We start from the raw sequence: 25535 nt of genomic DNA, 5'->3' as shown, positions 1-25535 counted from the left end.
TCTCGGTGGGGCGCTCGGTGGACTCGTTCACTTGCCGAAGACCATCAGGAGCCTCTCCTCCTGGCCGTTGCCGGTCAGCGAGGCGGCGGAGGTGATGAACCGGCCGTCCTCGAAGGCGCGCCGCCCGTTGGAGAGGAAGGAACCCTCGACCTTCGCGGCGGGACCCGACGGCATGCGCAGCAGCGTCTTGGGCTCGCCTCCGGCGGCGGGCAGGGAGAGGACCTCGCCGGGCTCGTCGCGCAGGCCGGCGCGGTAGACGGTCAGCTGTCCGTTCGCCGCCTTGAGCGGGTGGAACACGCGCTGGTCGCCGGCCGCGCGGCGCCACTTGGCCTTGCCGGTCGCGAGGTCGAAGGCGACGACCTCGTTGTTGGTGCCCTTCTGCGTCAGCGTGCTCAGGTAGAGCGTGTCGCCGTCGACGGCGGAGGCGCCGCAGCCCTGGAGGTTGTCGCTGCTGCCGGCACCGCAGTTGACCGCGAAGGTCCCCTCGGCGGCCATGCTGGAGCGCTTCTTGCCGTCCGCGGTGAGGGCGATGACGGCCCGCTCCTTGGTGTCGCGGTTGCCGATGTCGAGGACGATCGGGGAGACGGAGTACACGCCGGTGACGCGCCAGCCCTTGGGCAGCCGGTAGGACCAGGTCTTCTTGCCGGTGACCGGGTCGGCGTCCTGCACCTCGATGGTCTTGTCGGCGTCCATGCACAGGGCGATGCCGAGCATCTTGCCGTTGCCGGCGGCGTACTGGCTGGGCTGGCAGCCCTCGGGGCCGCTGCCGGAGAAGAGCTTCTCGCCGGTGCTGACGCGGTAGGCGCTGGTGGCGGCCATCCGGTTCACGGCGACGGTGTCGCCGGTGAGGGCCAGCCCGACGTCGACACCGCCGCCGTCGAAGAGGTTCTCCTTGTCGACCGGCTTCGTCCAGCCCTCCTTGCCGGCCTTGAGGTCGATCAGCTTCATCTGGTTGCAGTCGGCGTTGGACCCGTCGCCGTCCTTGACGACGATGACGGTCTTGCCGTCGGCGGTGGTCTGGTCGGTGAGCCCGCAGATCTCTGCGCGGACGTCGACCTTCCACTTCTCCTTGCCGTCGGTGACGGCATAGCCCACGACGGACTTGTCGACCGTCTTGACGACGGTGTCGCCCACCACCCACTGCCCCTGCGTCGGGATGCCGGCCCCGGGACCGGTGAGCTTGGCCGACTTGAACCACATGACCTTGTCCTCGCCGGGCTTGCGGCCCGCGTTGAGGTCGGTCTGCTCCGCGCCGCCGTTGCCGCTGCCGTCGCCCTTGTCCACGGACGGGGAGCCCGAGGGCTTGGGGTCGGCGGGCGTGGAGCCCTGCGCGACGGGCGTCTTGGGGCCGTCGTCACCGCTCCGGAAGGCGAAGTAGGCGCCGGTGCCCAGGACGAGGACGCCCGCGACCGCCGCCGCCACGATCACCGCGCCCTTGCCCTTGCGCCGGCCCGGTCCGCCCGGCGCCGGCGGGCCGGGGGGCATGCCCGGCCCGGGCGGGAAGCCGTACCCGCCCTGCTGGGCGAGCGGCTGCGGCACCGTCGGCGGCTGCTGCGCGTACGGGTTGGCGCCCTGCGGCGGGTAGCCGTAGCCCTGCTGCGGCGGCCCGGGCAGGTGACCGTAACCGGAAGGGGACGGCGGCTGGTTCGGCGGCTGGGGCGGCTCGGTCATCAGCGCATACCTTCGGGTTCGGGCGGTGGGGGCGGTCCGGAGGACCGACGAAGAACCGACCCTTTCTATCACCCGTGGCCGACGCGCAACGGGCCGGTCGCACCCCTGTTCCCAAGGGAGGACCGGCCCGTGACACGGCCGTTATCCGCCCGGCCGGCGTTTTTCCGGGGTCGCCGGGCGGCGCCGGACTCAGGCCTCTTCGGCCAGTTCCAGCCAGCGCATCTCCAAGTCGTCGCGCTCGGAGATCAGTTCCCGCAGCTCCGCGTCGAGCTTGGCGACCTTGTCGTAGTCGGTGGAGTGCTCGGCGATCTGCGCGTGCAGGCTCGACTCGCGGTCCGACATCTTGTTGAGCTGGCGCTCGATCTTCTGGAGCTCCTTCTTCGCGGCGCGCGAGTCGCCCGAGGCGCTCGACTTGACGGCGGCGGCCGGGGCCGGCGCCGGGGCGGCCGCCTCGATCATCCGCCGGCGGCGCTCCAGGTACTCGTCCAGGCCCCGCGGCAGCATCCGCAGGCTCGCGTCACCGAGCAGGGCCATCACCGTGTCGGTGGTGCGCTCGATGAAGAACCGGTCGTGGGAGATCACGATCATCGAGCCCGGCCAGCCGTCGAGGAGGTCCTCCAGCTGGGTGAGGGTCTCGATGTCGAGGTCGTTGGTGGGCTCGTCGAGGAAGAGGACGTTCGGCTCGTCCATCAGCAGGCGCAGGATCTGCAGCCGGCGCCGCTCACCGCCGGAGAGGTCGCCGACCGGCGTCCACTGCTTCTCCTTGGTGAACCCGAACTGCTCGCACAGCTGCCCCGCCGTCATCTCGCGGCCCTTGCCGAGGTCGACGCGGTCGCGGACGCGCTGGACGGCCTCCAGGACGCGCAGCGAGGGGTCGAGCTCGCCGACCTCCTGGGAGAGGTAGGCCAGGCGCACCGTCTTGCCGACCGTGACGGAGCCCTCGGCGGGCTGCGCCTCGCCCTGCGTGCGGGCGGCCTCGGCCAGGGCCCGCAGCAGGGAGGTCTTGCCGGCGCCGTTGACGCCGACCAGGCCCACGCGGTCGCCCGGGCCCAGGTGCCAGGTGAGGTGCTTGAGCAGGGTCTTGGGACCGGCCTGGACGGTGACGTCCTCCAGGTCGAAGACCGTCTTGCCGAGGCGGGCGTTGGCGAACTTCATCAGCTCGGACTTGTCGCGCGGCGGCGGCACGTCGGCGATCAGCTCGTTGGCGGCCTCGATGCGGTAGCGCGGCTTGGAGGTCCGGGCGGGGGCGCCGCGGCGCAGCCAGGCCAGCTCCTTGCGCATCAGGTTCTGCCGCTTGGCCTCCTCGGTGGCGGCGATCCGGTCGCGCTCGGCGCGGGCGAAGACGTAGTCGCTGTAGCCGCCCTCGTACTCGTAGACGGAACCGCGCTGCACGTCCCACATGCGGGTGCAGACCTGGTCGAGGAACCAGCGGTCGTGGGTGACGCAGACGAGGGCGGAGCGGCGGGCCTGGAGGTGGCCGGCCAGCCAGGAGATGCCCTCGACGTCGAGGTGGTTGGTGGGCTCGTCGAGGACGAGGAGGTCCTGGTCGGCGATGAGCAGCTTGGCGAGCGCGATGCGGCGGCGCTCGCCGCCGGAGAGCGGGCCGATGACGGTGTCGAGGCCCTGGCCGAAGCCGGGCAGGTCGAGGCCGCCGAAGAGACCCGTGAGGACGTCGCGGATCTTGGCGTTGCCGGCCCACTCGTGGTCGGCCATGTCGCCGATGATCTCGTGCCGGACGGTGGCGGACGGATCGAGGGAGTCGTGCTGGGTGAGCACGCCCATCTGCAGACCGCTGTTCTGGGTGACCCGGCCGGAGTCGGGTTCCTCCAGCTTGGCCAGCATCCGGATGAGGGTGGTCTTGCCGTCGCCGTTGCGGCCGACGACGCCGATCCGGTCTCCCTCGGACACGCCGAGGGAGATGCCGTCGAGCAGGGTACGGGTGCCGTACACCTTGCTGACTGCCTCGACATTGACCAGATTGACGGCCATCAGACGCGCTCCAGGGAAAGGGTGTGGATCAGCCCCTCAGCCTAACCCTCCGGACGGAGGCGGAACGTTCCACCAGCCAGGCGCCCCCCACGGCCATGCCGATGGCGGCGGGCGCGGTGACCGGCAGGGCGATCAGGGTGGCGCTGTGCCCCTCCAGGAGGCCGCCGAGGCCCGTCATCGACAGGCCCAGCACGCCCAGCAGGCACAGGGCGGTGCCCAGGGCGGCGGCGGGCCCGCTGCCGGGGGCGGCGGACGCGGGCCGCGGCGCCTCGAAGCGGCGGAAGCAGGCCACGAGCGCGGCCGTGAGGACGGCCGCCAGGAGGATCCGCGGCGGCACCTGCGCCCACCAGGCGGCGGTGGCCGGCTCGGGCAGCGGCAGCCCCAGGGCGAGCTGGGCGGCGTACACGGCGAGCATGGCGGTGAGGTGCCAGAGGAAGGCGGTCATGGCGACGCCGTTGGCGGCGACGACCCCGCGCCAGACCCGCGGCCGGGCGAGCCAGGCCGTCGTGGGCCGCGCGAGCAGCTGGACGGCGCCGGCCAGCCACATGCCGTGGCAGAGCAGGGCGAGGGTGGGCGGGGCCATGTTCGACACCTTCTCCCCGGGCATCCCGACCATGGACAGCGGGTACGGTCCGGCCGCGACGAGCAGCACCGCCCCGGCGAGCCCGGCGGCGCCCAGGAGGGCGGGCCGGGTGATGCGGCCATCGGCGCGCAGGAAGCCGAGCTGGTGCACGGCGAGCCAGACGAAGGCGAAGTTCAGGAACTCCGCGTACGGGACGCCGAGCGCGAAGCGCAGTACGTCGACCAGGGCCGCGGCGGCGGCGAGGGCGGCGAAGGCGGCCCAGCCCAGGCGGGCGTGCAGCTTCAGCAGCGGCGGGGTGAAGGCCACCATCGCCAGGTAGATCCCGATGAACCACAGCGGCTGCGTCACCATCCGCAGCGCGGCGCCCGCCAGCCGGCCGCCGTCCGCGCCCGCGAGCTGCACGAGCAGGGCGAGCGCCGCCCAGACGAGGACGAAGACCAGGGTGGGCCGCAGCAGCCGCTGGAGACGGGCCCGCAGGAAGACGGCGTACACGGGCCGGCCCCCGGCACGGCGCTCCAGCGAGCGGTACGACAGGGCGTGCGAGAAGCCGCCGACGAAGAAGAACACCGGCATGACCTGCAACCCCCAGGTGAGCACCTGGAGCGGGGGCACGAGCGCGAGGAGGTTGCCCATGCCGTCGGTGCTGACGGCGGCCATCAGCCAGTGCCCGAGCACGACGGTGGCGAGGGAGGCGACCCGGAGCAGGTCCACGTACCGGTCGCGGGAGGCGGGCGTGGCGGCGGCCATGCCGCGTGCGCTGACTGTCATGGCCCCTACGGTCGCGGCCGCGCCCCGCCCTCCGACAGGGCGCGGGTACTCATCCCGCGCCTAGGTAGCCGCGCGCCCGGGCAGGCGCGCCTGGGCGACCCCGCGCCTGCCGGCCCCGCGCCTCCCCGGGCAGCCCCGCCTTCCCGGCAGCCCCCCGCAGCCCTTTCCCCGGTCGCCGCTCAGGCGGACACGGGCGTCGCTCCGGGGGCCGGGGAGGTGGTGACCCGGGTGGCGCGGCAGGTGCCGGAGGCCTCCAGCGCGGCGGCGACCTCCGCGGCGGATTCGGCGTCCCGCACCAGGAACGCCGTCGTCGGCCCCGATCCGGAGACCAGTCCGGCCAGGGCCCCGGCGGCGAGGCCCGCCGCGAGGGTGCCGGCGAGCTGCGGGCGCAGCGACAGCGCGGCGTCCTGGAGGCCGTTGGACCCGGGCAGGACGGCGGCCAGCGCGTCGGCGTCACCCGAGGCGAGGGCTTCGAGGAGCGCCGGGGACGCCTCGGGCGCCGGCACGTCCGTACCGGCGGTCAGCCGGTCGAACTCCCGGAACACCGCCGGGGTGGACAGGCCCCCCTCGGCGACCGCGAACACCCAGTGGAACCGCCCGGCGGCCACCGGGGTGAGGAACTCGCCGCGCCCGGTGCCCAGCGCGGCGCCCCCGACGAGGCTGAAGGGGACGTCGCTGCCCAGTTCCGCGCACAGCTCGAGCAGCTCCTCGCGGGGGGTGTCCAGCTTCCACAGCAGGTCGCACGCGAGCAGGGCGGCCGCCCCGTCGGCGCTGCCCCCGGCCATGCCGCCGGCCACGGGGATGTTCTTGGCGATGTGGAGGTGGACGGCGGGCTCGATGCCGGCGCGGGCCGCGAGGAGCTCGGCGGCGCGCGCCGCGAGGTTGGTGCGGTCCAGCGGCACCTGGCCGGAGTCGGGGCCCTCGCAGGTCACCGTCAGCCCGTCGGCCGGGGTGGCGGTGACCTCGTCGAACAGGGAGACGGCCAGGAAGACGGTGGCGAGGCCGTGGAAGCCGTCGGGGCGGGCGGCCCCCACCGCCAGCTGGACGTTGACCTTCGCGGGGACGCGTACGGTCACGCTCACAGCGCGGGCCTCCCGACGGCCGGCTTGTGCTCGGCGATCGCCGCGAACTCCTCCACCGTCAGGGACTCGCCGCGCGCCAGCGGGGAGATCCCGGCGGCGACCAGCGCCTCCTCGGCGGCGGCGGCCGACCCGGCCCAGCCGGCGAGCGCGGCGCGCAGTCCCTTGCGCCGCTGCGCGAAGGCGGCGTCGACGACCGCGAAGACCTCCGCCTTGGCGGCGGTGGTCTTCACCGGCTCGGAGCGCCGTACGAGGGAGACGAGCCCGGAGTCGACGTTCGGCGCGGGCCAGAAGACGTTGCGGCCGATGGCTCCGGCGCGCTTGACGTCCGCGTACCAGGCGGCCTTGACGGAGGGAACTCCGTACACCTTGTTGCCGGGGCGGGCGGCGAGCCGGTCGGCGACCTCGGACTGGACCATGACGAGGGTCCGCTCGATGCTCGGGAAGCGGTCGAGCATGGTCAGCAGGACCGGCACGGCCACGTTGTAGGGCAGGTTCGCGACGAGCGCGGTCGGCGCCGGGCCGGGCAGCTCGGTGACGAGCATCGCGTCGGAGTGGACCAGCGCGAAACGGTCCTTCCGGTGCGGCAGCCGCGCCTCGATGGTGGCGGGCAGCGCGGCGGCCAGGACGTCGTCGATCTCGACGGCGGTCACCCGGTCGGCGGCCTCCAGCAGGGCGAGCGTCAGCGAACCCAGGCCCGGGCCGACCTCCACGACCACGTCGTCCGGACGCACCCCGGCGGTGCGCACGATCCGGCGCACCGTGTTGGCGTCGATGACGAAGTTCTGGCCCTTCTGCTTCGTCGGACGTACGCCGAGGACGGCGGCCAGCTCTCGGATGTCGGCCGGCCCGAGGAGGGCGTCGGAAGGGACCTCGGAGGTCTCGTGGGGCTGCTGCTCTGCGGTGCTCACCGCTCAAGCCTACGGCCGCAGTGCGGCCACGGACTCGCCCCCCGCTGCACGTAGAGCTTCTTCGCCCGGTACGTCTGCTCGGAGGCCGGTGCGTCCTGCGGGCGGCCGCTGCCGCCGAGGGCCCGCCAGGTGCTCACGTCGAACTGGTAGAGGCCGCCGTAGGTGCCCGAGGGGTCGGTGGCGGAGGGGCGGCCGCCGGATTCGCACTGGGCCAGCGCGGCCCAGTTGAGGCCGTCGGCCCCGGCGACGGAGGTGGGCAGCGGCTTCGTGCCGACCAGCACCCGCTGGGTGACGGGCTCCCGGACGACCTCCTCGGCGATCTTCCTCGGCTGCTGGCGGACCCCGTTGACGGTGCGCAGGGCGTACGTGACCCGGCGCGCCCCGGGCCGTCCGGCGCGCTCGACGACCTCGGTGCCGGCGAAGAGCCCGGGGTCCTCGACGCGTTCGGTGTCGTACGGGATGCGTTCCTCGCGGACCTCGCGGGTGCCGGTGATGCGCAGCACGGTGACGGTCTGGCCGTCGCGGGGGAAGGAGTCCGGGGGGACGGAGGTGGTGTCCTGGCCGTGGAGGGTGATGCCGGCCTGGTCGAGGGCCTCCTTGACGGTGGCGGCGTTGGTGCGGATGGTGCGCTCGCGGCCGTCGGCCAGGAAGGTGACGCCGCGTTCGGTGCGCACGCCGAGGGTGAGGCCGGTGCGGGGGACGGGTGCGGTGCGGGGGGCGGAGAGGTAGGCGCCCTCGACGCGGACGCCGAGCTGGCGCAGGGCCGCGTCCACGGTGCGGGCGGTGGTCCACGTCTGGCGGGTGGTGCCGTCGAGGGTGAGCCGCAGGGGGCGCCCGTAGCGGACGACGACCTGCTGGCCGTCGTCGAGGACGGAGCCGGGGGCGGGGGCGACGAGGTCGTGGGGGCCGACGCCGAGGCCTTCGGCTTCGAGGAGTTCGTCCACGCTCCCGGCGAAGGTGTGCAGGGTGCGCGGTACCCCGTCGACGGTGAGCCGGACGGCTTTGTCGGCGGCGACGAAGGCGGTGGTGCCGCCGGCCAGGAAGGCCACGACGAGGGCCTGGGGGACGATGCGCCGCCAGCGGTCGCGGGCGCCGGCCGCTCCCCCGCCGGCCGGGGCGGGGGCGGAGCGCCTGCGCCGGCCGGCCCGGGTGCCGGGCGGGCGGGCGGCGGCGGGGTCGGTGTCCGGGGCGGCCGGGGGCGGTGGGGCCGGTTCCGCGGCGGTGCGGCGGCGGGTGCCGGTGGGCGCCCTGCGCCGGCCGCCGGGGCGGTCGGGGCGGGCGCGGTCGCGGTCCGGGCCGTCAAGGTCCGGGCGGTCCGGGTCCGGGCGGTCCGGGTCCGGGCGGTCCGGGTCCGGGCGGTCCGGGTCCGGGGTGAGCGGCGGGGCGGGCGGCGGGGTGTCGGCGGGCGCGGTCGCCGCCCGGTGCCGGGCGGCCCGGCGGCCCTCCGCGCGGGGGGCGGGGACCTGGGGGTCGGGGTGGGCGTACGGGCCCCCGTACGGGCCGGGTTCCGGTGGGGTCTCCGGCCAGGGGGCACGGCGGTGACTGCCCTGCGTCTCGCTCACGTCGCTCGCTCCACTGGTGTCGCTCGCTCCACTGGTCCCGCCCCCGGCTGCTCGGGCACGGCACCCTAGCGGCAGCGGGGGTCACGCATCAAAGCCGTTCGACCACACAGCGTGTCGGCCGAACGGCTGCGCGAGGGGCGCGGCGGGGGTCGCGGGGAGGGTGGGGCGGCGGTCCGTCAGTAGTCGAAGGCGCGGGCCGTGTTGGCGGCGAGGGCGGTGGCCATGGCGTCCTCGTCGATGCCGCGCACCGCGGCCATGGCCCGTACGGTCAGCGGAATGAGGTACGGGGCGTTGGGCCGTCCGCGGTAGGGCGCGGGGGTGAGGTACGGGGCGTCGGTCTCGACCAGCACCAGTTCCAGCGGGGCGACGGCGAGGGCCTCGCGCAGCGGTGCGGCGTTCTTGAAGGTGACGGTGCCGGCGAAGGACATGTAGTAGCCGGCGGCGGCGCACTCGCGGGCCATCGCGGCGTCGCCGGAGTAGCAGTGGAAGACGGTGCGCTCGGGGGCGCCCTCCTCCCGCAGGATCCGCAGGACGTCGGCGTGGGCGTCGCGGTCGTGGATGACGAGGGCCTTGCCCCGCCGCTTGGCGATCTCGATGTGGGCCCGGAAGGAACGCTCCTGCGCGGCCATCCCCTCGGGGCCGGTGCGGAAGTGGTCGAGGCCGGTCTCGCCGACCGCCTTGACGTGGTCCAGCGCGGCGAGCGCCTCGATCTCGGCGAGCGCGTCGTCGAGGGCCGCCTGGCCGCCGCCCGGCCGGGCGCCCTGCCGGGACCAGCCCCCGGGGTCCCCGTGGACGATGCGGGGGGCCTCGTTCGGGTGGAGGGCCACGGCGGCGTGGACGTTGGCGTGGGCGGCCGCGGTCTCGGCCGCCCAGCGTGAGCCCTTCACGTCGCACCCCACCTGGACGACGGTGGTCACGCCCACGGACGCGGCCTTCGCGAGTCCCTCCTCGACCGTGCCGGACTGCATGTCGAGGTGGGTGTGGGAGTCGGCGACCGCCACCCGCAGCGGTTCGGGCAGCGGGGGCGGGACGTCCTTCGACGCGGTCTTCGGCGCGGTCCGGGACGCGTTCTCGCCGGCGGCGGCCGCGGAGGAGGAAGGGCTGGGGCTCATGAGCCGATCTTATGACCGCCCGAAGAAGCCCCGGAGGCGGGCGAGCAGGCCGCGGCGCCGCTCGGAGACGTCGAGGGCCACGGGACCCCGGGAGTCGTGCGCCGGGCCCCGGCGCGGCTTCGGGGGGCGGGGGGCGTTCTCGCCGGCCGGGACGGGGCCGGCGATGCCGGGGGCGATGCGGTGGTGGTAGAGCCGGTCGATCGTGCCGAGCACCGTGGAGACCTTGCCCTCGCGCATGATCCGTACGACGTGTCCGCCGCAGTTGAGGCAGGTCGGGTTCGACAGCGGGGAGGGCACCCGCTCGCCGTTCACCGTGTACATGATGAAGGGCTCGCCCTTGCCGTCGACGTGGTGCTCTATCGCGTAGGCCTGCTCCCAGCCGTAGCCGCACTTCATGCACGCGAAGGAGTACGCCTCGTGCACGGTCTGTACGCCGGAGGCGGGAACAGGGGCCGGTCCCGCGGCCGTCACGGATACCGGGGTGTCTGCGATCTCACTCATGCCAGCTCCTCTTGTTCCACTGGTGCCATTGCCAGTGGACGCCTCTTCGGGCGGGAGCGCATCAGGCCATGTCCAGATATGGACGGTCCTTGGCCGAGTCATGCCCAAAGACGCCGGGTGCGCGGTCTGAGCTTTGCTTTTCAGGTTAGCCCTTTACCGGTTCACGGCATCTTTTGTGGCGCGTTCTTTGCCGCCACGACCGCGTCGAAGACCTCGCGCTTGGGTACGCCGGCCTCCGCCGCGACCGCCGCGATGGCCTCCTTGCGGCGCTCGCCGGCCTCCTCGCGCACGCGGACGCGGCGCACCAGCTCCTCGTCGTCCACGTCGCCGGGCGCGGCCGCCGGGGCGCCCTCCACGACGACGGTGATCTCACCGCGCACGCCCTCGGCCGCCCACGCGGCGAGCTCGCCGAGCCCGCCGCGCTTGACCTCCTCGTACGTCTTGGTCAGCTCGCGGCACACGGCGGCCCGCCGGCCGGCGCCGAACACCTCGGCCATGGCCGCCAGGGTGTCGTCGAGCCGGTGCGGCGCCTCGAAGTAGACGAGCGTGCGCCGCTCGCCCGCCACCTCGCGGAGCCGGCCGAGGCGCTCGCCCGCCTTGCGCGGCAGGAAACCCTCGAAGCAGAAGCGGTCCACGGGCAGCCCGGACAGGGCGAGCGCGGTGAGTACGGCCGACGGGCCGGGCACGGCCGTGACCTTGACGTCCTTCTCGACGGCGGCGGCGACCAGCCGGTAGCCGGGGTCGGAGACCGAGGGCATTCCGGCGTCCGTCACCAGCAGCACCCGCCGGCCGGCCTCCAGCGCCTCGACCAGTTCGGGGGTGCGGGCCGACTCGTTGCCCTCGAAGTACGACAGGACGCGCCCGGTGGTGTGCACGCCGAGTCCCTGGGTGAGCCGGCGCAGCCGCCGCGTGTCCTCGGCGGCGATCACATCGGCCCGCTCCAGCTCGGCCGCGAGCCGGGGCGGGGCGTCGGCGAGATCGCCGATGGGGGTCCCGGCGAGGACGAGTACGCCGTGGGAGGGGGAGGCTTCGGCACCGCGGGGCTGGTCAGCTGTCACCGGCTCATCCTCTCATTGGGGCTCGTGGGGACTGGGGCTCGCACAGCGGCGTTCCCTACGATGACCCGGTGACCAGTACCGCGACGCCGCCGCCCAGCCCCGCGGGGGCCCCGCCCGTCCCGCCGGGCGGAGGCGACTCCGACTACGAGCCGCCCGTGTGGCTGCGCCGCCTGCGCGCGTTCGGCTACGCGCCGGCCGCGCCGGTGACCGATGTCCGCACCCGCCTCGTGCCCCCGTACGCACGCCCCTCCGCGCAGCTGTGGACGGCGCTCGGGATCCCCGGGCCGAGCCGGCGGACCTGGCGGCGGGTGATGGCCTGGGCGGGTCCGCTGCTGGTCACGCTGGTGGCGGGGGTGCTGCGGTTCACGCACCTGGGCAGCCCCAAGGCGGTGATATTCGACGAGACGTACTACGCCAAGGACGCGTGGGCCACCATCAAGCAGGGCTACGAGGCCAGCTGGCCCAAGGATGTCGACAAGTCGATCCTGTCGAATCCCGACGCCGTACCGCTCCCCCTGGACCCGGGCTACGTCGTGCACCCGCCCGTCGGCAAATGGGTGATCGGCCTCGGCGAGTGGATGTTCGGCTTCGAGCCCTTCGGCTGGCGCTTCATGACGGCGGTGCTCGGCACCCTGTCGGTGCTGATGGTGTGCCGCATCGGCCGCCGCCTGCTCCGCTCCACCTTCCTCGGCTGCCTGGCGGGCGCGCTGCTGGCGGTCGACGGGCTGCACCTGGTGATGAGCCGGACCGCACTGCTCGACCTGGTGCTGATGTTCTTCGTCCTGGCGGCCTTCGGCGCCCTGGTCGTCGACCGGGACAAGGCGCGCGCCCGGCTCGCGGCGGCCCTCCCGGTCGACGGGGAGGGCCGCGCCCACCCCGACGCGCGGATCGCGGAGACCCTGCGGCTGGGGCCGCGCCCGTACCGCCTGCTGGCCGGCGTCTGCCTGGGCCTGGCCTTCGGCACCAAGTGGAACGGCCTCGTGGTGCTGGCCTTCTTCGGGATCCTCACCGTGCTGTGGGACGCGGCCGCGCGCCGCACCGCCGGCGCGGGCGCCCCGTACGCGGCGATGCTGCGCCGCGACGCGCTGCCCGGCTTCCTGTCGACGGTGCCCGTGGCGCTCGCCGTGTACGTGGCCTCCTGGACGGGCTGGATCCTCAGCCCGGACAACGGCAAGGGCGGCTACTTCCGCGACTGGGCCGCCAAGAACGACCAGGACGGCGCGCTGTCCTTCCTCCCCGAGTGGCTGCGGAGCCTGTGGCACTACGAGACGGAGGTCTACCGGTTCCACGTGGGCCTGACCTCCGGCCACACCTACGAGTCGAACCCGTGGAGCTGGCTGGTCCTGGGCCGGCCCGTCTCCTACTTCTACGAGTCCCCCGCGCCCGGCACCGACGGCTGCCCCGCGTCCGAGGCGGGCAAGTGCGCGCGCGAGGTACTGGCCCTCGGCACGCCGCTGCTGTGGTGGGCGGGCTGCTTCGCGCTGCTGTACGTGCTGTACCGGTGGTTCTTCCGCCGGGACTGGCGCGCGGGGGCGATCGCGTGCGCGCTGGGCGCCGGCCTGCTGCCCTGGTTCAACTACCAGGAGCGGACCATCTTCTACTTCTACGCGGTGGTCTTCGTCCCGTACCTGTGCCTGGCGGTGGCGATGATGATCGGCGCGATGCTCGGCCCGGCGGGGTCCTCGGAGCGCCGGCGGGCGGTGGGCGCGATCGGCGCGGGCGTCCTGGTGCTCCTGATCATCTGGAACTTCATCTATTTCTGGCCGATCTACACCGGCCAGACCCTGCCCATGGACTCGTGGCGTGGCCGGATGTGGCTGGATACCTGGATCTAGCAGCAGATTCGGGGGCCGCCGCCCGACTTTTTCTGGCGCCCGTCTTGGTCGTTGTTGGCGGTCGTGAGTGATCGCGGGCCGTCTCCGGACGGCCCCCAGACGGCCCCGCGATCTGCCCTCTTCCGCCTGGGCAACGACGTGCGAAGCTGGACCGCGCGGCGGCATTCCGGCGCCACCGCGCCCGAGGCGGAAGAAGGAGGAGCGCGTGACGAACCCCAGCCCTCGCGGGACGTTCTTGACGATCGCTGAGGCCCTGCGGGCAAGGATCGCCGAAGGGACGTACCCGGACGGCCTTCCGTCCGAAGCAGAGATCGGGCGGGAGTTCGGCGTGGCGCGCACGACTGTCCGTCGCGCGCTTCGCGCACTGGAGGAGGCCGGTGACGTGACGACCGTCGCCGGAGTGGGCCGCCAAGTAGGTGGCGCCGCTCAGATGGCGCCGTACAAGCGGATCATGACTGACCTGCTGGACCGCATCCGGACGGGCGAGCTGCCCGCCGGCGCCCGGCTGCCCAGCGAGGCGGAACTCGCCGAGACCTACGGAGTCGCGCGAGGCACCGTCCGGCGTGCTGTGCACGAGCTGGAAGGCGCTGGGCATGTTCAAGCTCACCACGGGGTCGGGCGGTTCGTCAGCCCGGCATCCTGATCCTCGACAGCATGAGAGGCACTCGTATGCACTTGGCCAAGTGGGCGCACGACCTCGCCGAGTCCCTGCTCGCCGAACCCCTGCCGAAGCGTTGGGCTCACTCCCAGCGCGTCTACTCGCAGGCCCTGACCCTTGCCCCAGCTCTGGGCGAGGACGCGGAGCTACTGGCCGCCGCCGCCATCGCGCACGACGTCGGGTATGCCCGGGCGGCCGTCGACACGGGACAGCACATGATTGACGGAGCACGTTACCTGCGTGACGTGGTGGGCGCGGATCCGCGCCTGTGCAGTGTCGTGGCGTTCCACACCTCTTCCCCCTGGGAGGCATCAGAGCTGGGGCTGGACGAGGCACTGGAGGAGTTCGGCCCCGCCGAACCCCACCTCGTAGACGCCATCACCTTCTGCGACCTGACCAGCAGCCCTGTGGGCACGCTCGTGGATCCAGCGGACCGACTGACCGAGGTCCTCGACCGGTACGGCCCGGATCACGTCGTGTTCAGGGCCGTCTCCGCAGCGCGGCCGGAGCTGCTGGCCCGAGTCGCCCGGGTACGCCAGCGGAGCGTCGACACCGAACAGTCCCGACTCAGCTGATTCGGGAAACCGGTGAGTCCCGGAACCCCTCTTCCAATCGCCGGCGAGTAGTGGGCGAGACGTCCAAGGACTCGACCTCCGCCCGAGGAATCCACCGCACCTCCAGGGATTCCGAACTCACCTTGATCTCGCCGCTGACCGGTCGAGCCCGGAAGCACAGTGAGAACTCTTGCCGCACCTCTCCGTCCGCGAACTCGATGACGTGCCCGGGATCGGTGAAAATGCCCACCAGGCCGACGACCTCGACCAGAATCCCGGTCTCTTCCAAGACCTCGCGAACCACGGTGCCCGCGATGTTCTCGCCGATCTCCTGGACACCGCCCGGCATACCCCAACGGCCGTTGTCCGATCGTCGCTCCAGCAGCACATCGCCCGCCTCGTTGAGGACGAATGCTGTCACGGCCGGAACGATGCTGTTGGCCTTCGGCGCGTTGGGATCATCGAAATAGTCAGTACGGCGACTCATGCTCACCCTTCAATGGGGACAGCTTCGGACCAGACCTTCTCAAAGCTCTGCTGATACGTGGAGACCAGCTCGGCACCGGCGACCTTGCGCAGGTGGAGGACAGGTGTCAGGGGGGCGCTCACGCCGTACACCTGCGTGTTCACCAACCACTCGTCATCCGACCGGTAGAGCGAGTTGTGCAGCGTCGACCGGTGAAGCCGAAACTCGATCCCCGAAACCGAATACAGGGGACGATAGAGCTTCATCACCTCCCGCACCTTGTAGGCGACACCCTCGCCGATTTCCTCTTCCTCTCCCCGGCGTCGGATCTCCGGGCTTTCAGGGTCCCCGAGCAGGATGCGAGCCCGTACACCGCCAGCCGCCTTCAACCTGAGCAGCTGCGGCCAGCGCGGGTTCTCGGCGAGGAAGACGCCGGCGTGCACCAGGACGCCGATTTCCCGTTCCGCCCGCCCGAACAACTGGAGCCACAGCCCAGGCGGCACATAGGAACGGTGCGGATAGACCTTCAAAACCTCAGCATCAGCGGCATCCCTCCGCTGCCCTTCGGACAGACCCTCCGGCCACAGATAGCTCTCGTCTTCCCGCAGGAAGGCCGACACGGAAAGACGGTGACGCCGGTACGGCGCTCGCCCCTTGGTAATCCACCGCTCCACAGTCTTGGGATCAACCCCAAGGTGCTCCGCCAGGGCCTCCACCGAGACGCCTTGCATCAACATCGCGGACCTTAACCGCTCGTTCGCCATCCCACCCCCAGGGACGTCTAGGGACGTAGTCGTCCACCAGAACGCTATCCAGGACGTCCCAAGTCGTCCAGGGACGCGGTGACTTCGTCCTGCCTCTCGGCGGCATTCTGATGACACACCACACGGCGACCGGCTGAGGCACAGAGCTTGACAGCCCCATCCGGAACCGCCAATCTGAGATACAAGTTCAAGCATGTATCTCATGCGGGGACGGCGGCTACATGTCGCTGACCTGCATGGATACCCGAACCGAGCTCTGCCTGCTCCGGCGGTGCCCCGTGCCTACGGGAGCGCCTTCATGCCTACCGCGCGCCGCCGGAAAGCAACGCTCCTTGAGAACTCAACAGTGGCTCTAGAAAGACGAAACGGGGCGTGACCCCCGTCCCCAGGCGACGGGCAGTCGTCGGCGGCAACACTTTCGAACTGCGTGCTGGCTCTGGAGAACACCTCACTTCGACTGGAGGTGCCGCCCGGTACGCGCCGCCCTGCTGGCGTCAGAGCAGTGATGATGACGCACCGATTCTCAGGCTCGGGCCTGGAGCGCCGTGGCAACGGGGCTCCGGCGAAGCCTTGCCCCCCCTACGTGGAGGTTGCTGTGTTCCACCGACATCTGCGGGCGCGGGCCGTACTGGACCGGTGCGGCCGGCCGCGCCCCTCGCGTCACCCCCTACCGCGGCGCTGAGCACGCTGCGGCTGGTTGCCTCCTCCGCCTGTCCGCCGCTTCTGCGGTGTACGGGCGGGGCTGAGGGGAGCCGGAGAGTCCGGCCCCGGAAGGGGTTCGAGATGGACAAGAAGCTCGCCGCCGCGATCGAGCGTGACAACGCGCTGGAGGACGCCGGCATGCACGGCGACGACCGCGCCACGTGCTGGACCCACCAGGGCTGGGCCGTGGACTGCGAGACCGACCCGGCGCACACCCACCCGAGCGTGCACCACTCCCCGCGCCCGGCCTGACCTTCCCGCCTCAACGGCGTGCGGCCCCGGTGTTCCACCACCGGGGCCGCTTCGAGCCGTCCACCTGCTAGGGAGAACACGACTCATGATGCACATCGTTGCACGTCAGAAGCCCGTTACCAGCCTTCCGGCGGACCTGGAGCCGACGGACGCGGAGCTGGACGCCATCGAGGCCGAGATGCCGCTGGTCCTGGCTGAGGTCGAGCTGCTGGACGCGCTGATCGCCCACCTCGACCGGACGCCGTCCGAGTTCGACGCCCGCCGCATCCGCCGGGCCCGCGGCCGGGTGCTGGACGCCCGGCGGGACCTGGCCAACCGTGCCGCCGGCCTGACGGTGTCGGGGGACGCGGCATGACGCACTCCGCCCGCCTGACCAACTCCCCCCGCGGCAAGTGGGAGATCTACATCGTCAACGACGGCCCCTCGCAGTCCTGGCCGACGTACGAGTTCCACCGCCTCCAGCCGATCCCGACGGTCGCCGAGCGGACCGCCGCGCTGGCCAGCCTCGGCTACGAGGCGGACGACGAGGCCATCTGGGAGTGGCAGGAGATGCGCAACGGCCTCAGGGTCGAGGTGACGCTCCTCGCCTCGCTCGACGTCCACCCGATCGGGGATGCCTCATGAAGCGCGATTCCCGGGTGTTCCTGGTGCTGGCGTTGGTGGCTGTGGTCGGGATGGCGTTCCGGGTCTCGTGGAACGCGCTGCGGGACGTGGCGCGGGCGATCGGCGCGGACGACACGGCGGCGACGCTCTACCCGTTCGTCGTGGATGGCCTGATGGCCCTGGCCCTGGTCGCGGCTCTCGTCCTGACCGGCCAGGCCCGCCGGTTCGCCCTCAACGTCCTGGCCGCCTATACGGTCGCCTCCCTGGTCCTGAACTACGTGCACGGGCTCGTGCCCGCACTGCACGACCGCACGGTCGACTGGATGCGGCTGGCCGAGTGGGATCCGGCGAACTACGCCCTCGTTCTGCTGGCCACGAGCCTGCCGGTCGGGTCGATCTACTTCGGCTCCGACCTCGTCGCAAAGGTCCTCCACCACCGCCCCGAACCACAGAATCCCGCACCGTGCGGGGAGCGTGCGGACCTGCCCGCACACCACCCGCACACCCCCGACACGGTCACCGTCGACCGCGAACCGGCCCCGGCTCCCGAGGCCGGGCATCTGCTGGTCCGGGAGGCGTTGCCGCAGCTCGCCGCCTATGCGGACGGCGTACGGGACGACGATCCGCACACCCCGCACACCCCGCACACCGTCCCCGCACAGCCCGCACCCGACGAGGACGCCGGGGTAGCGGCGGACGTGTTCGAGGAGGCGGAGCTGGAGCGGATGCGGCAGGACGCACGCCGTGCGTACGCCGAATCCGTACAGGCCGCACGGCCTCTGTCGGCCCGTGCGCTGGGTGAGGCGTTCGGCATGAGTGAGTCCTGGGGCCGCAAGCAGATCCTCGCCGCCCGCGAGGGCGAGCGCCCCCACCTGAGTGCCGTCCCCGCCGCCACCGGCTGATGGGCACCCTGCCCGTCTACCGCTGGCGCCTGGCCCCCGACGGACTGGCCACCCGCCGTCAGCTGCGCGCCGCCGGGCTCCGGCCCGGCGGTCAGGACGTCGCCGCCCAGCTGGAGCGGCCCCGCCGCCGGCGCGGCCCGCTTGTCGCCTTCCTCTACCGGCTCGACCTTGCCAAGCCCGTCCGGCCCATGACCCCCGCCCGGCGGGCGGCGCTGGAGCGGGCGAACGCCGCCCGCCGCCGCTGCCCGGCCTGCGGGCGGGACGCCGGGTACGTGATCCCGGCCTCGCTCGGCTCGTGTGTCCCGTGCGCCTACCCCGTCGACCAGCACGCCGCCGCCTGACCTGTGCTTTCCCGCGCCTTCGACTTGGGAGTTGCCCGATGTGGCAGACCGCCATCGCTGTCCTGGGAACCCTCGCGGGTTCCGCCGTCACCGCCCTGCTTCAGCGCCAGGTCCTGCACCTCCAGGCCCGCATCGCCCGTGAGGACAAGGCCCGCCAGGACCGTCTGCACGCGGTCACCGCCTTCACCGCCGTGCTGGCGGACCATCGCCGCGCCATGTGGCTGCGCGAGCACCTGCGCCTAACCGGCGCCCCGGCCGACCAGGTCGCCGAGACCCGCAGCGCCAGCCACGCCACCCGCTCCGCCCTCACCGCCCCGCACCTGACCGTGACACTCCTGCTTCCCGAGCTTGAGGACGCGGCCAACCAGGCCGTGCAGGCCACCTACGCCCTGCGCAACGCCGACAGCCTCACCACGCTCAACACCCGCCGGGACGAGGCCCTCGCGGCAACCGACACCTTCACCACCGCAGCACGTCCCGTCCTGTCCGCCTGACCCACCTCAGCTCTTGCCGCAGCGATGCCGAATACGTCTTTCCGGCCTCGCTCGGCATGTGCACCCCGTGCGCCTACCCCCAACGGCCAGCACTCCGCATGAACGCCCGACTCTGAGGAGTTTCAGTGACCACCACGGCTTCCGCCGCCGCCGGCACCCCGACCGCCGCTCAGGGCTCGCACATGTGGGTGCTGACCCTGGAGATGCCCGGCCGGACGATGACCACGCAGTACGGGACGTGGACCCCGCCCGCCGACGCCACCCGCTACGACGTGTTCGTCACGCTCCGGGACCACATCGTGGCCCAGCAGCCGGAGATGGCCTCCGCGAACACCGTCTTCTTCAGCCTGGAGCTCAACCAGCTCTGACTGGTCAGAGGTTGTCCAGCACCCGGAGCACTGTCTGCGCGAAGTACAGGCGCATGTGGTGCCCGGGTCGGCAGTAGCGGCGGTACCAGCGGCTTTCGTGCCGCATGAATGCCCCGCACCAGCGGCACAGGCCCGCCTCGTCGTGCTTGTCGCGCCTGACCCACCCCATGAGCAGCCCCTCCGTCCCGCCCCTCGGCAGAGCCCGGCCGTCACCTCCTACAGATCCGGCCGGGCCCCTGTCTCCTGTGAAGGGAGCACGTTCAGCATGACCGAGACCGTCACCGAACCGCAGGCCCCTCCCGAAGAAACCACTCCCGCACCCGCCCCGGCCGTGCAGACCGAGGCCGCCCCGGCGAAGAAGGTCGAGCACACGCCGGGCGGGTTCCCGGTCGTGCCGCTCGCCTTGACCGGGGCCAACGGAACCGCGGGCCTGGTGGCCACGGCTGCCCTGGCCGGCGGGCCGGTAGCCGCCGCCGTCGCCATGACCGGCGCTGCTGTCCTGGGCACCGTCGCCGCCCGCCAGCGCGCCAAAAACGCCAAGGGCAAGGCCGGTGCGAAGGCCGCGACCACACCGGCGAAGGCCACCGGCTCCGGCACGTCCGCGAGCGGGCGGGGTGGCCCTTTGGGTCGGGTTCCCGCCCAGCCTCGCGGCACCTCGCGCACCGGCGGCCGGGGTACCGGCTCCGCTGCCCGCTCTCGGACCGGTACGGCGGGTGGCGGGCAGGCCCGTCACCGTGCCGGAGGACGCCCGGGAGCCTCCGCCGCCAGCGGGACCAGCCTCGCGGCGGGCGGGTCGACCGCGTCGCGGTCGGCCCGGCAGCGGGCCGCCAACGCCGTGGGCGGGCTGGCCGGCGGCCGGGCAGGGCAGGTCCGTGACCTGCGGGCCCAGTCCCGCAGCGCCTCGCCGACCCGGGCCGCGCAGCGCACGGCCGCCACGCAGGCCCGGCGGCAGGTCGCGGACAACCGGCGGGCCGCGAAGGCCGCCGCCCCGGCCAAGGGCAAGGGCCTGGCCGCCCACACCCTGGCGAAGGGCATGGGCAAGGCCGCCGCCATCCGCGACAAGGCCGTGGCCGCCGGCCGAACGGCACGGGACCGGGGCGCGGGCCGGACCGTCGCGGCTGGCCGCCAGGGTGTGAGGGAGGCCGCGCGGCGCAAGCGGGCCGCGCAGCTCAAGGCCCCCGCCCAGCGGGCCGCACGCAAGGCCCTGCTGCGTTCCGCCGCCCGCTTCCACGCCCGCCGAGCCCTGGCCGCCGTCCTCGGCGGAGCGGCGGGTCTGCTGGGACTGATCACAACTCCGCTGGGCCGAAAGCTGGGCTGGGGCTGGCTGATGCACCCCGGCCGGCGCCTCTACCGCTACCTCGTCGGCCGGGCCCGCGCTGCCCGCGAAGCCCGCGACGAGGAGATCCGCGCCCAGCTCGACGCCGACGAGGAGGCCGCCGACGCGCAGGCGGTGGCCGAGCAGAACGAGGACGAACCGATCGGGGACCGCGCCGAGCGTCCCACCACGCACGTTCCCGCACCGCCCACCCCTGAAGGAGCAGTCGTGAGCAACGTTTCCGGGTTCAGGTTCGAGGAGCTGGCCGCCGAGATGGAGGCTGCGGCCCAGTCCTACGAACCGGAGAACTGCATGGAGATCCTCGCCATGCTGGAGGGCCTGCCCGAGGCCTTGCAGGCGATCGCGAACATCCTGCGGATCCTCGCCGAGCGCTCCGACTCCGAGTTTCCGCTGGAGAAGGTCGTCGCGGACATGCTCTCCGACCTCTACCAGGTCTTCACCAGCTCGGTGGACCTCTCCGAGGAGCTGGGCCCCACGTTCCGGCAGGTCCACGAGGCGGACATCGCCCGGCACGAGGACCCCCGCAACGGCTACGAGGCCGAGAAGGGCTGGAACGTCTGATGCCCGCCAAGACCTCGCCTGTCGAGCACAACGGACTGGCGCTGGACTGGGCCGCCGGCCACGGACCCATCACCGGCGCCCTGTCCGCGACCACCGGCGCGTACGCGGTCGCCACCGTCGGCACCCTCGCCCACATGCCCCCGACCTGGGCCCTCGCCGTGGGCGCGGTCGGCGCCATCGGGCACACCGCGACCGGCCTGCGCCAGCGACTGGCCGCCCGCACCATCGGAGCCCGCGCCGCCTCCTGGCTCCTGGGCTCCGGCTGGACCACCTGGGCGCTCGCCACCGGCCCGCTCACCTGGACGTCCCTCGGTTCCCTCGCCGTGATCGGCGTGGGCATCGGGGCGTCCGCCCGCGCCACCGGCCTCTACGAGGAAGCCCGGGAGCTGGAGGCCATCGCCGCCGCCGAACGCCACGTCGCCCGCGAACTGTCCGCGGAGCGGCGGGCGGTCGCCGCGGAGTGGGTCGACCGCATCCAGCGCGTGTGCGGGATCACGGTGAAAATCCTGGCGGTGGAGATGTGGCCCACCGGCACCGGCTTCACCATCGACGCCGAACTCCCCCAGGGCGGGACGACCTACGACCGGATCGCCCAGGAGAACGCCCGCCTGTCGGCCGATGCCCGCCTGCCGCACGGCTGCACCGCGGCCGCCTCCCCGGGTATCGACCAGGGCCGCGTCCTGATCGACGTCACCACCAAGAACGTCCTCGCCGAGGAAATCCCCTACCCGGCCGACTACAGCCCCCTGTCCATCCACACCGGGATCCCGTGGGGCTACCGCACCAACGCCGATGAGATCTGCGCCTACCTGCGCGAGCAGTGCGCGCTCGTCGTCGGCCCCACCGGCTCCGGGAAGACGAACATGGTCCACGTCATCCTGGCCGGGTTCGCCCGCGCCACCGACATGCTGACCTGGGTCATCGACCTCAACGCCGGATCCGCCGGCCTGCCCTGGGTCCGCCCCGCCATGGAGGGCGGCCACGACAAAGCCGTCCGGCCCGGGATCGACTGGCTGGCCGCCTCCTACGAGGAAGCCAACCTGATGCTCGACGCCGCGCTGCGGGTTGGTCTCTACCGCAAGAAGGCCTACCAAGACCTCATGGCCAAGGCCAACACCGACCTCCTGCCGGTCAGCGCCCAGATCCCCCAGATCATGCTGGTCATCGACGAGGGCGCGGAAATCCTCGTCAGCGCCGAGCCCGAGAAGAAGAAGCTCGCCAAGAAGATCCTCGAAGTGATCCGGATGCTCCGCGCCATGGGCATCCGCACCGTGCTCACCGCGCTCGGCGCAACCGGCTCCGTACTCGGCAACATGATGATCCGCCGGGAAGCCAAGACCCGCGTCGCGCTGACCGGCGGTTCCACCGAGGGCATGGACCTGTCCAAGCTCTTCCCCGGCGCCCGCGGGATCCGCATCGAGCAGGCCCCCCACAAGGGCACCGGGTTCATGGGCACCCCCGAGTCCCCGGTGGGCCTGTTCGGGACGTGGCGGATCCTGCCCAACCAGATCCGCGACATCGTCTTCGCTACGTCCGACCGGCACCCCCGGCTGGACGACATCTCGGCGAAGGCCGCAGGCCCCGACTACGCCCGCCGCTGGGATGCCGCCCGCACCGCGTGGATCAACGAGCACCAGCAGACCGAGCCCGGCCCCGGGGCGGGCGACAGCACCCCGGCGTCGGCCACGGCGGCCGGGCAGGGCGGGCGCCTGAACCTCTCCGCCCACCGCACCGCCGCACCCGCCGCACCGGCGGATGAGGACGCGCTCGCGGCGGAGTTCATGCGGCAGATCGACGCCGAGTTCGCCACCGCCCCCGAACCCGCCCAGGACACCCCGGCGCCGGAGAAGCCGGAGCGGCCGGGGCTGAACCTGGCCGCGCACCGCAACGAGACCGGGAGCGAGGGCGGGCCGGACTGGATGCCCGCCGCGATGACCGCCCTCTACGCGGCCGGGCCGGACGGGATGAAGCCCGCCGCTATCGCGGACGCGGTCGGCCGCGGCCGCGAGTCCGTCCGCAAGGCCCTCAAGGCCGCCGCCGAACGCGGCGAACTCGTCTACCGCGACCGGGGCCCGCACTCCGTCTACGTCCACCCCGACCACGCCTGAAAGGCCCCTCACAGGCGGCTACCGCCTACTGCCTACTGCCCACACCGGTGGGCAGTAGAAGACGCTCCTACTGCCCACCTACGGCCCACACACCCGCTCTCATCTGCGGGTTGGGCAGTAGGCAGTAGCCACTAGGCAGTAGGCGGTAGGCACTAACCCTCGCTCACGCACAGCCACCACCCACCCGTCGGCGGCACCCCTGCCGGGTGCCGCCGACATGCCCGGAACGGGGACCCTCGTGGCCGTCACGCTCTCGCTCGTCGTCCTGCTCGGCGTCGTCCTGGCCGTCCTGCTCCGCACCCGACACCTCGGCGTCGGAGCCGCCGCCGTCGCGGCCGGGTTCGGGTTCTTCCTCGCCGACACCGGAGCCTCCGACGCCATCCACACCTTCGTCGCCGCCCTGACCGCCTCCATATCCGGCATCTAGCCGCCCGCGCCAAGGAGCCCTGTCGTGCCCTATGAGCCCACCCGCACGAGCACCACCGCGCCCGCCCGCTACGGCGACCCCGTCTACTACCCGACGGCAGCCCAGCAGCCGCCGATGTGGCCCGCCGAACTGCCGCCCGGCGTCGAGATGGTCACCCTCCCCGGCGGCTACCGCACCCTCGCCTACACCCAGTCCATTGCCCCGGCGCCCGCGCCCACGGCGGCCGTGCAGCCGATTCCCGCGTGGGCCAAGACCACCGCGCTCCTGGCCCCGACCCTCGGCGGCGGGATCGCCGCCGCCGGATTCGGGATCTCCTACGCCGCCCCCGGAGTCCTCGCCATGGCAGACGCCCTCTGGGCCGCCGTCGCCCTCATCGCCACCGGCGCCCTCGCCCCCCTCGCCTACAAGGCCACCCGCCACACGGCACCGGTCCAGCACATCACCCAGAACATCAGCGCCACCGGCCTCTTCGGAAAGGCCACCGGCACCCTCAACAACCGCTGAAAGGACCGCCCATCCCATGAACCGGAACCTCTTGTCCGAGCGGATCTCCGACGCCGTCGCCCTGCTCGGCGGCACCCACACGGTGCGCTGCCCCTACTCGGGCTGCGGCGTCAGCGTCCGCTACCGCCACGTCACCCCCGACGAGGCCAAGCGGCTGACCGACCTGGCCACCGACCACACGCGCCACTGAAAGGCCAGCTGTGACCCACTTTGAGTTCAGCGACGAGGACGACCCCGAGTTCGACGGCGGTGACTGCCAACTGTGCGCGCCGCCCGACGACGGCGACCCCTACCCGTACGCGCACTGCTGCGGATGCGGTGCCGACGGCAGCAGCGAACGCCCCGACTGCACCTGCGAGTAGACGCAAATGAGGGCGGCCCGCTCTCGCGAAAGTCCGGGCCGCCCCCTCCAGAACCCAGAAAGAACTGGAGACACCCAGCATGACCCAACCCATCAGCATCCCGCGAGAGGGCAGGCCCCATCTCCTGAAGGCAGCTCTCGCCGCCGCCGCACAGGGCTGGCCGGTCATCCCGCTCCGCCCGGGCACCAAGGTCTCCGCCCTTCACGGCGAGACCAGTTGCCCCGGCACCGGCGACTGCGCGGGTGGACACGCCAAGCCCGAGCAGCGCGCCACCACAGACCCCGACCGGATCCGCGCCGCCTGGGCCACCCGGCCGTTCAACGTGGGGCTGGCCACCGGACCGGCCGGGCTGGTCGTCATCGACCTCGACCCGCCCAAAGCATCCGACCCACCCGGCACCCTGAGCGGCGCCCAGATCCTCGACGCGCTGTGCCGCGCGACCGGCGGGACCCTGCCGCCCACCTACACGGTGACCACACCGTCCGGCGGACGGCACCTGTACTTCACCGCCCCGGCAGGCGCCAAGGTCCGTTCCAACCAGGACATCCTCGGCCGGCACATCGACCACCGCGCCTGGGGCGGCTACGTCGTCGCCCCCGGCAGCACCACCCCCACCGGCACCTACACCGTCACCGACGACCGGCCCGTAGCCGCGCTTCCGGTCTGGGTGCACGCCAAGCTCACCGAACCGCCCCGCATCAAGGCCAGCCCCATCTACCCGCTCGCCGCCCGGCCCGCCGGACGCCGCGCCAACTACGCCAGCGCCGCCCTCCGCAACGAGGAAGCGAACGTCGCCAGCGCCCCCGAGGGAACCCGCAACGCCGCGCTCGTACGGGCCGCGCGAGCCCTGGGGCGGCTGATCGCGTCCGGCGACCTCGACCACGATGTGGTGAAGGAAGCTCTTAGCCGGGGGGCGGAAGCGGCCGGCCTGAGGCCCTACGAGTACCGCTCCGCCATCACCAGCGCCCTCAACTGGTCCATCCGCAACAACCCCACCAGCCGGGCGACGGCATGAGGGCCCGCGAGCACCCCCCGGCTAACAGCCCTACCCCCACACCTGCCGG

Annotated in this window: 29 protein-coding genes; 17 read left to right on the top strand and 12 right to left on the bottom strand. The window is 72.9% G+C overall.

Annotated features, from left to right (window positions below; all coding sequences use genetic code 11):
• Positions 1-27: 27 nt before the first annotated feature.
• The 9 genes from ACZ514_RS22485 to rsmI form a co-directional block, all read right to left on the bottom strand.
• Entirely contained in the window at positions 28-1671 is a 1644-nt protein-coding gene (locus ACZ514_RS22485) for an outer membrane protein assembly factor BamB family protein (protein WP_468699396.1), read from the bottom strand.
• 189 nt (positions 1672-1860) lie between these two features.
• Positions 1861-3660, bottom strand: coding sequence for an ABC-F family ATP-binding cassette domain-containing protein (locus ACZ514_RS22480; RefSeq protein ID WP_468167711.1), 1800 nt, complete (start codon positions 3658-3660; stop codon positions 1861-1863).
• 28 nt (positions 3661-3688) lie between these two features.
• Entirely contained in the window at positions 3689-5011 is a 1323-nt protein-coding gene (locus tag ACZ514_RS22475; RefSeq protein WP_469125498.1) for an acyltransferase family protein, read from the bottom strand.
• Between the two features lie 179 nt (positions 5012-5190).
• A complete protein-coding gene (locus tag ACZ514_RS22470; RefSeq protein ID WP_468167707.1) occupies positions 5191-6093 on the bottom strand; it encodes a 4-(cytidine 5'-diphospho)-2-C-methyl-D-erythritol kinase in 903 nt (300 codons plus the stop codon).
• Positions 6090-7001, bottom strand: a complete 912-nt coding sequence (rsmA, locus tag ACZ514_RS22465; RefSeq protein ID WP_468167705.1) for a 16S rRNA (adenine(1518)-N(6)/adenine(1519)-N(6))-dimethyltransferase RsmA — start codon at positions 6999-7001, stop codon at positions 6090-6092. The genes ACZ514_RS22470 and rsmA overlap by 4 nt, the downstream gene beginning before the upstream one ends.
• Positions 6998-8563: a ubiquitin-like domain-containing protein gene (locus ACZ514_RS22460; RefSeq protein ID WP_469125497.1), complete on the bottom strand. Its 1566-nt coding sequence runs from the start codon at positions 8561-8563 to the stop codon at positions 6998-7000. The genes rsmA and ACZ514_RS22460 overlap by 4 nt, the downstream gene beginning before the upstream one ends.
• Positions 8564-8739: 176 nt before the next feature.
• Positions 8740-9675 carry a TatD family hydrolase gene (locus ACZ514_RS22455; protein WP_469125496.1) on the bottom strand — a complete coding sequence of 312 codons (936 nt, stop codon included), beginning with the start codon at positions 9673-9675 and terminating at the stop codon, positions 8740-8742.
• Positions 9676-9684: 9 nt separating this feature from the next.
• Entirely contained in the window at positions 9685-10176 is a 492-nt protein-coding gene (locus ACZ514_RS22450; RefSeq protein ID WP_469125495.1) for a hypothetical protein, read from the bottom strand.
• Between the two features lie 161 nt (positions 10177-10337).
• Entirely contained in the window at positions 10338-11234 is an 897-nt protein-coding gene (gene rsmI / locus ACZ514_RS22445; protein WP_469125494.1) for a 16S rRNA (cytidine(1402)-2'-O)-methyltransferase, read from the bottom strand.
• A 68-nt stretch (positions 11235-11302) separates the two neighbouring features.
• On the opposite strand from rsmI, the gene ACZ514_RS22440 reads away from it, so the two are divergent.
• From ACZ514_RS22440 to ACZ514_RS22430, 3 genes are all read left to right on the top strand, one after another.
• Positions 11303-13069 (top strand): dolichyl-phosphate-mannose--protein mannosyltransferase, encoded by a 1767-nt coding sequence (locus ACZ514_RS22440; protein ID WP_469125493.1) that lies wholly within the window; start codon positions 11303-11305, stop codon positions 13067-13069.
• Between the two features lie 205 nt (positions 13070-13274).
• Entirely contained in the window at positions 13275-13712 is a 438-nt protein-coding gene (locus ACZ514_RS22435) for a winged helix-turn-helix domain-containing protein (RefSeq protein ID WP_469125492.1), read from the top strand.
• An 11-nt stretch (positions 13713-13723) separates the two neighbouring features.
• Positions 13724-14302: an HD domain-containing protein gene (locus tag ACZ514_RS22430; RefSeq protein WP_469125491.1), complete on the top strand. Its 579-nt coding sequence runs from the start codon at positions 13724-13726 to the stop codon at positions 14300-14302.
• On the opposite strand, the gene ACZ514_RS22425 is transcribed toward ACZ514_RS22430, so the two are convergent.
• A complete protein-coding gene (locus ACZ514_RS22425; RefSeq protein WP_469125490.1) occupies positions 14295-14768 on the bottom strand; it encodes an NUDIX domain-containing protein in 474 nt (157 codons plus the stop codon). The genes ACZ514_RS22430 and ACZ514_RS22425 overlap by 8 nt on opposite strands.
• 2 nt (positions 14769-14770) lie before the next feature.
• Complete coding sequence (locus ACZ514_RS22420) at positions 14771-15367, bottom strand: XRE family transcriptional regulator (RefSeq protein WP_469125489.1); 597 nt, start codon at positions 15365-15367, stop codon at positions 14771-14773.
• A 927-nt stretch (positions 15368-16294) separates the two neighbouring features.
• Between ACZ514_RS22420 and ACZ514_RS22415 the strand changes: the two genes are divergently transcribed.
• The 7 genes from ACZ514_RS22415 to ACZ514_RS22385 all read left to right on the top strand — a co-directional run bounded on the left by ACZ514_RS22415 (position 16295) and on the right by ACZ514_RS22385 (position 19173).
• A complete protein-coding gene (locus tag ACZ514_RS22415) occupies positions 16295-16465 on the top strand; it encodes a hypothetical protein (protein ID WP_469125488.1) in 171 nt (56 codons plus the stop codon).
• 85 nt (positions 16466-16550) lie between these two features.
• Positions 16551-16820 (top strand): DUF6284 family protein, encoded by a 270-nt coding sequence (locus ACZ514_RS22410; RefSeq protein ID WP_469125487.1) that lies wholly within the window; start codon positions 16551-16553, stop codon positions 16818-16820.
• The gene (locus tag ACZ514_RS22405) at positions 16817-17089 is read left to right on the top strand and encodes a DUF6303 family protein (RefSeq protein WP_469125486.1); all 273 of its coding nucleotides are present in this window, start codon (positions 16817-16819) and stop codon (positions 17087-17089) included. Before ACZ514_RS22410 ends, ACZ514_RS22405 begins: the two co-directional genes overlap by 4 nt.
• Positions 17086-17970, top strand: a complete 885-nt coding sequence (locus ACZ514_RS22400) for a DUF2637 domain-containing protein (protein ID WP_469125485.1) — start codon at positions 17086-17088, stop codon at positions 17968-17970. The genes ACZ514_RS22405 and ACZ514_RS22400 overlap by 4 nt, the downstream gene beginning before the upstream one ends.
• A complete protein-coding gene (locus ACZ514_RS22395) occupies positions 17970-18311 on the top strand; it encodes an RRQRL motif-containing zinc-binding protein (RefSeq protein ID WP_469125484.1) in 342 nt (113 codons plus the stop codon). The genes ACZ514_RS22400 and ACZ514_RS22395 overlap by 1 nt, the downstream gene beginning before the upstream one ends.
• Positions 18312-18349: 38 nt before the next feature.
• Complete coding sequence (locus tag ACZ514_RS22390; RefSeq protein WP_469125483.1) at positions 18350-18805, top strand: protein kilB; 456 nt, start codon at positions 18350-18352, stop codon at positions 18803-18805.
• A 125-nt stretch (positions 18806-18930) separates the two neighbouring features.
• Positions 18931-19173, top strand: coding sequence for a hypothetical protein (locus ACZ514_RS22385; protein WP_469125482.1), 243 nt, complete (start codon positions 18931-18933; stop codon positions 19171-19173).
• A 4-nt stretch (positions 19174-19177) separates the two neighbouring features.
• Here ACZ514_RS22385 and ACZ514_RS22380 read toward each other — a convergent pair whose 3' ends face one another.
• Positions 19178-19342: a hypothetical protein gene (locus ACZ514_RS22380; protein WP_469125481.1), complete on the bottom strand. Its 165-nt coding sequence runs from the start codon at positions 19340-19342 to the stop codon at positions 19178-19180.
• A 96-nt stretch (positions 19343-19438) separates the two neighbouring features.
• Here ACZ514_RS22380 and ACZ514_RS22375 point away from each other — a divergent pair, with 96 nt between their 5' ends.
• The 7 genes from ACZ514_RS22375 (at position 19439) to ACZ514_RS22345 (ending at position 25486) form a co-directional block, all read left to right on the top strand.
• Positions 19439-21070, top strand: coding sequence for a hypothetical protein (locus ACZ514_RS22375; protein ID WP_469125480.1), 1632 nt, complete (start codon positions 19439-19441; stop codon positions 21068-21070).
• Positions 21070-23178, top strand: coding sequence for a hypothetical protein (locus tag ACZ514_RS22370; protein WP_469125479.1), 2109 nt, complete (start codon positions 21070-21072; stop codon positions 23176-23178). Before ACZ514_RS22375 ends, ACZ514_RS22370 begins: the two co-directional genes overlap by 1 nt.
• 217 nt (positions 23179-23395) lie before the next feature.
• Entirely contained in the window at positions 23396-23605 is a 210-nt protein-coding gene (locus tag ACZ514_RS22365; RefSeq protein WP_469125478.1) for a hypothetical protein, read from the top strand.
• A 24-nt stretch (positions 23606-23629) separates the two neighbouring features.
• A complete protein-coding gene (locus ACZ514_RS22360; RefSeq protein WP_469125477.1) occupies positions 23630-24109 on the top strand; it encodes a hypothetical protein in 480 nt (159 codons plus the stop codon).
• 16 nt (positions 24110-24125) lie between these two features.
• Positions 24126-24299 (top strand): hypothetical protein, encoded by a 174-nt coding sequence (locus ACZ514_RS22355; RefSeq protein ID WP_469125476.1) that lies wholly within the window; start codon positions 24126-24128, stop codon positions 24297-24299.
• 10 nt (positions 24300-24309) lie between these two features.
• Positions 24310-24471 (top strand): hypothetical protein, encoded by a 162-nt coding sequence (locus ACZ514_RS22350; protein ID WP_469125475.1) that lies wholly within the window; start codon positions 24310-24312, stop codon positions 24469-24471.
• A gap of 79 nt (positions 24472-24550) precedes the next feature.
• Positions 24551-25486, top strand: a complete 936-nt coding sequence (locus ACZ514_RS22345) for a bifunctional DNA primase/polymerase (protein WP_469125474.1) — start codon at positions 24551-24553, stop codon at positions 25484-25486.
• Positions 25487-25535: the final 49 nt, after the last annotated feature.

This window comes from Streptomyces sp. NPDC034086, from assembly GCF_055575515.1.
Note: the sequence above shows the minus strand (reverse complement) of the source record. Positions and strands in the feature narration are given on the sequence as shown.

What these genes read in the sequence shown, in the direction of transcription:
- ACZ514_RS22485 (WP_468699396.1), bottom strand. Translation starts at nt 1,671, where the DNA reads ATGACCGAGCCGCCCCAGCCGCCGAACCAGCCGCCGTCCCCTTCCGGT.
- ACZ514_RS22480 (WP_468167711.1), bottom strand. Translation starts at nt 3,660, where the DNA reads ATGGCCGTCAATCTGGTCAATGTCGAGGCAGTCAGCAAGGTGTACGGC.
- ACZ514_RS22475 (WP_469125498.1), bottom strand. Translation starts at nt 5,011, where the DNA reads ATGACAGTCAGCGCACGCGGCATGGCCGCCGCCACGCCCGCCTCCCGC.
- ACZ514_RS22455 (WP_469125496.1), bottom strand. Translation starts at nt 9,675, where the DNA reads ATGAGCCCCAGCCCTTCCTCCTCCGCGGCCGCCGCCGGCGAGAACGCG.
- ACZ514_RS22450 (WP_469125495.1), bottom strand. Translation starts at nt 10,176, where the DNA reads ATGAGTGAGATCGCAGACACCCCGGTATCCGTGACGGCCGCGGGACCG.
- ACZ514_RS22430 (WP_469125491.1), top strand. Translation starts at nt 13,724, where the DNA reads ATGAGAGGCACTCGTATGCACTTGGCCAAGTGGGCGCACGACCTCGCC.
- ACZ514_RS22425 (WP_469125490.1), bottom strand. Translation starts at nt 14,768, where the DNA reads ATGAGTCGCCGTACTGACTATTTCGATGATCCCAACGCGCCGAAGGCC.
- ACZ514_RS22415 (WP_469125488.1), top strand. Translation starts at nt 16,295, where the DNA reads ATGGACAAGAAGCTCGCCGCCGCGATCGAGCGTGACAACGCGCTGGAG.
- ACZ514_RS22410 (WP_469125487.1), top strand. Translation starts at nt 16,551, where the DNA reads ATGATGCACATCGTTGCACGTCAGAAGCCCGTTACCAGCCTTCCGGCG.
- ACZ514_RS22405 (WP_469125486.1), top strand. Translation starts at nt 16,817, where the DNA reads ATGACGCACTCCGCCCGCCTGACCAACTCCCCCCGCGGCAAGTGGGAG.
- ACZ514_RS22400 (WP_469125485.1), top strand. Translation starts at nt 17,086, where the DNA reads ATGAAGCGCGATTCCCGGGTGTTCCTGGTGCTGGCGTTGGTGGCTGTG.
- ACZ514_RS22395 (WP_469125484.1), top strand. Translation starts at nt 17,970, where the DNA reads ATGGGCACCCTGCCCGTCTACCGCTGGCGCCTGGCCCCCGACGGACTG.
- ACZ514_RS22390 (WP_469125483.1), top strand. Translation starts at nt 18,350, where the DNA reads ATGTGGCAGACCGCCATCGCTGTCCTGGGAACCCTCGCGGGTTCCGCC.
- ACZ514_RS22380 (WP_469125481.1), bottom strand. Translation starts at nt 19,342, where the DNA reads ATGGGGTGGGTCAGGCGCGACAAGCACGACGAGGCGGGCCTGTGCCGC.
- ACZ514_RS22375 (WP_469125480.1), top strand. Translation starts at nt 19,439, where the DNA reads ATGACCGAGACCGTCACCGAACCGCAGGCCCCTCCCGAAGAAACCACT.
- ACZ514_RS22370 (WP_469125479.1), top strand. Translation starts at nt 21,070, where the DNA reads ATGCCCGCCAAGACCTCGCCTGTCGAGCACAACGGACTGGCGCTGGAC.
- ACZ514_RS22365 (WP_469125478.1), top strand. Translation starts at nt 23,396, where the DNA reads ATGCCCGGAACGGGGACCCTCGTGGCCGTCACGCTCTCGCTCGTCGTC.
- ACZ514_RS22355 (WP_469125476.1), top strand. Translation starts at nt 24,126, where the DNA reads ATGAACCGGAACCTCTTGTCCGAGCGGATCTCCGACGCCGTCGCCCTG.
- ACZ514_RS22345 (WP_469125474.1), top strand. Translation starts at nt 24,551, where the DNA reads ATGACCCAACCCATCAGCATCCCGCGAGAGGGCAGGCCCCATCTCCTG.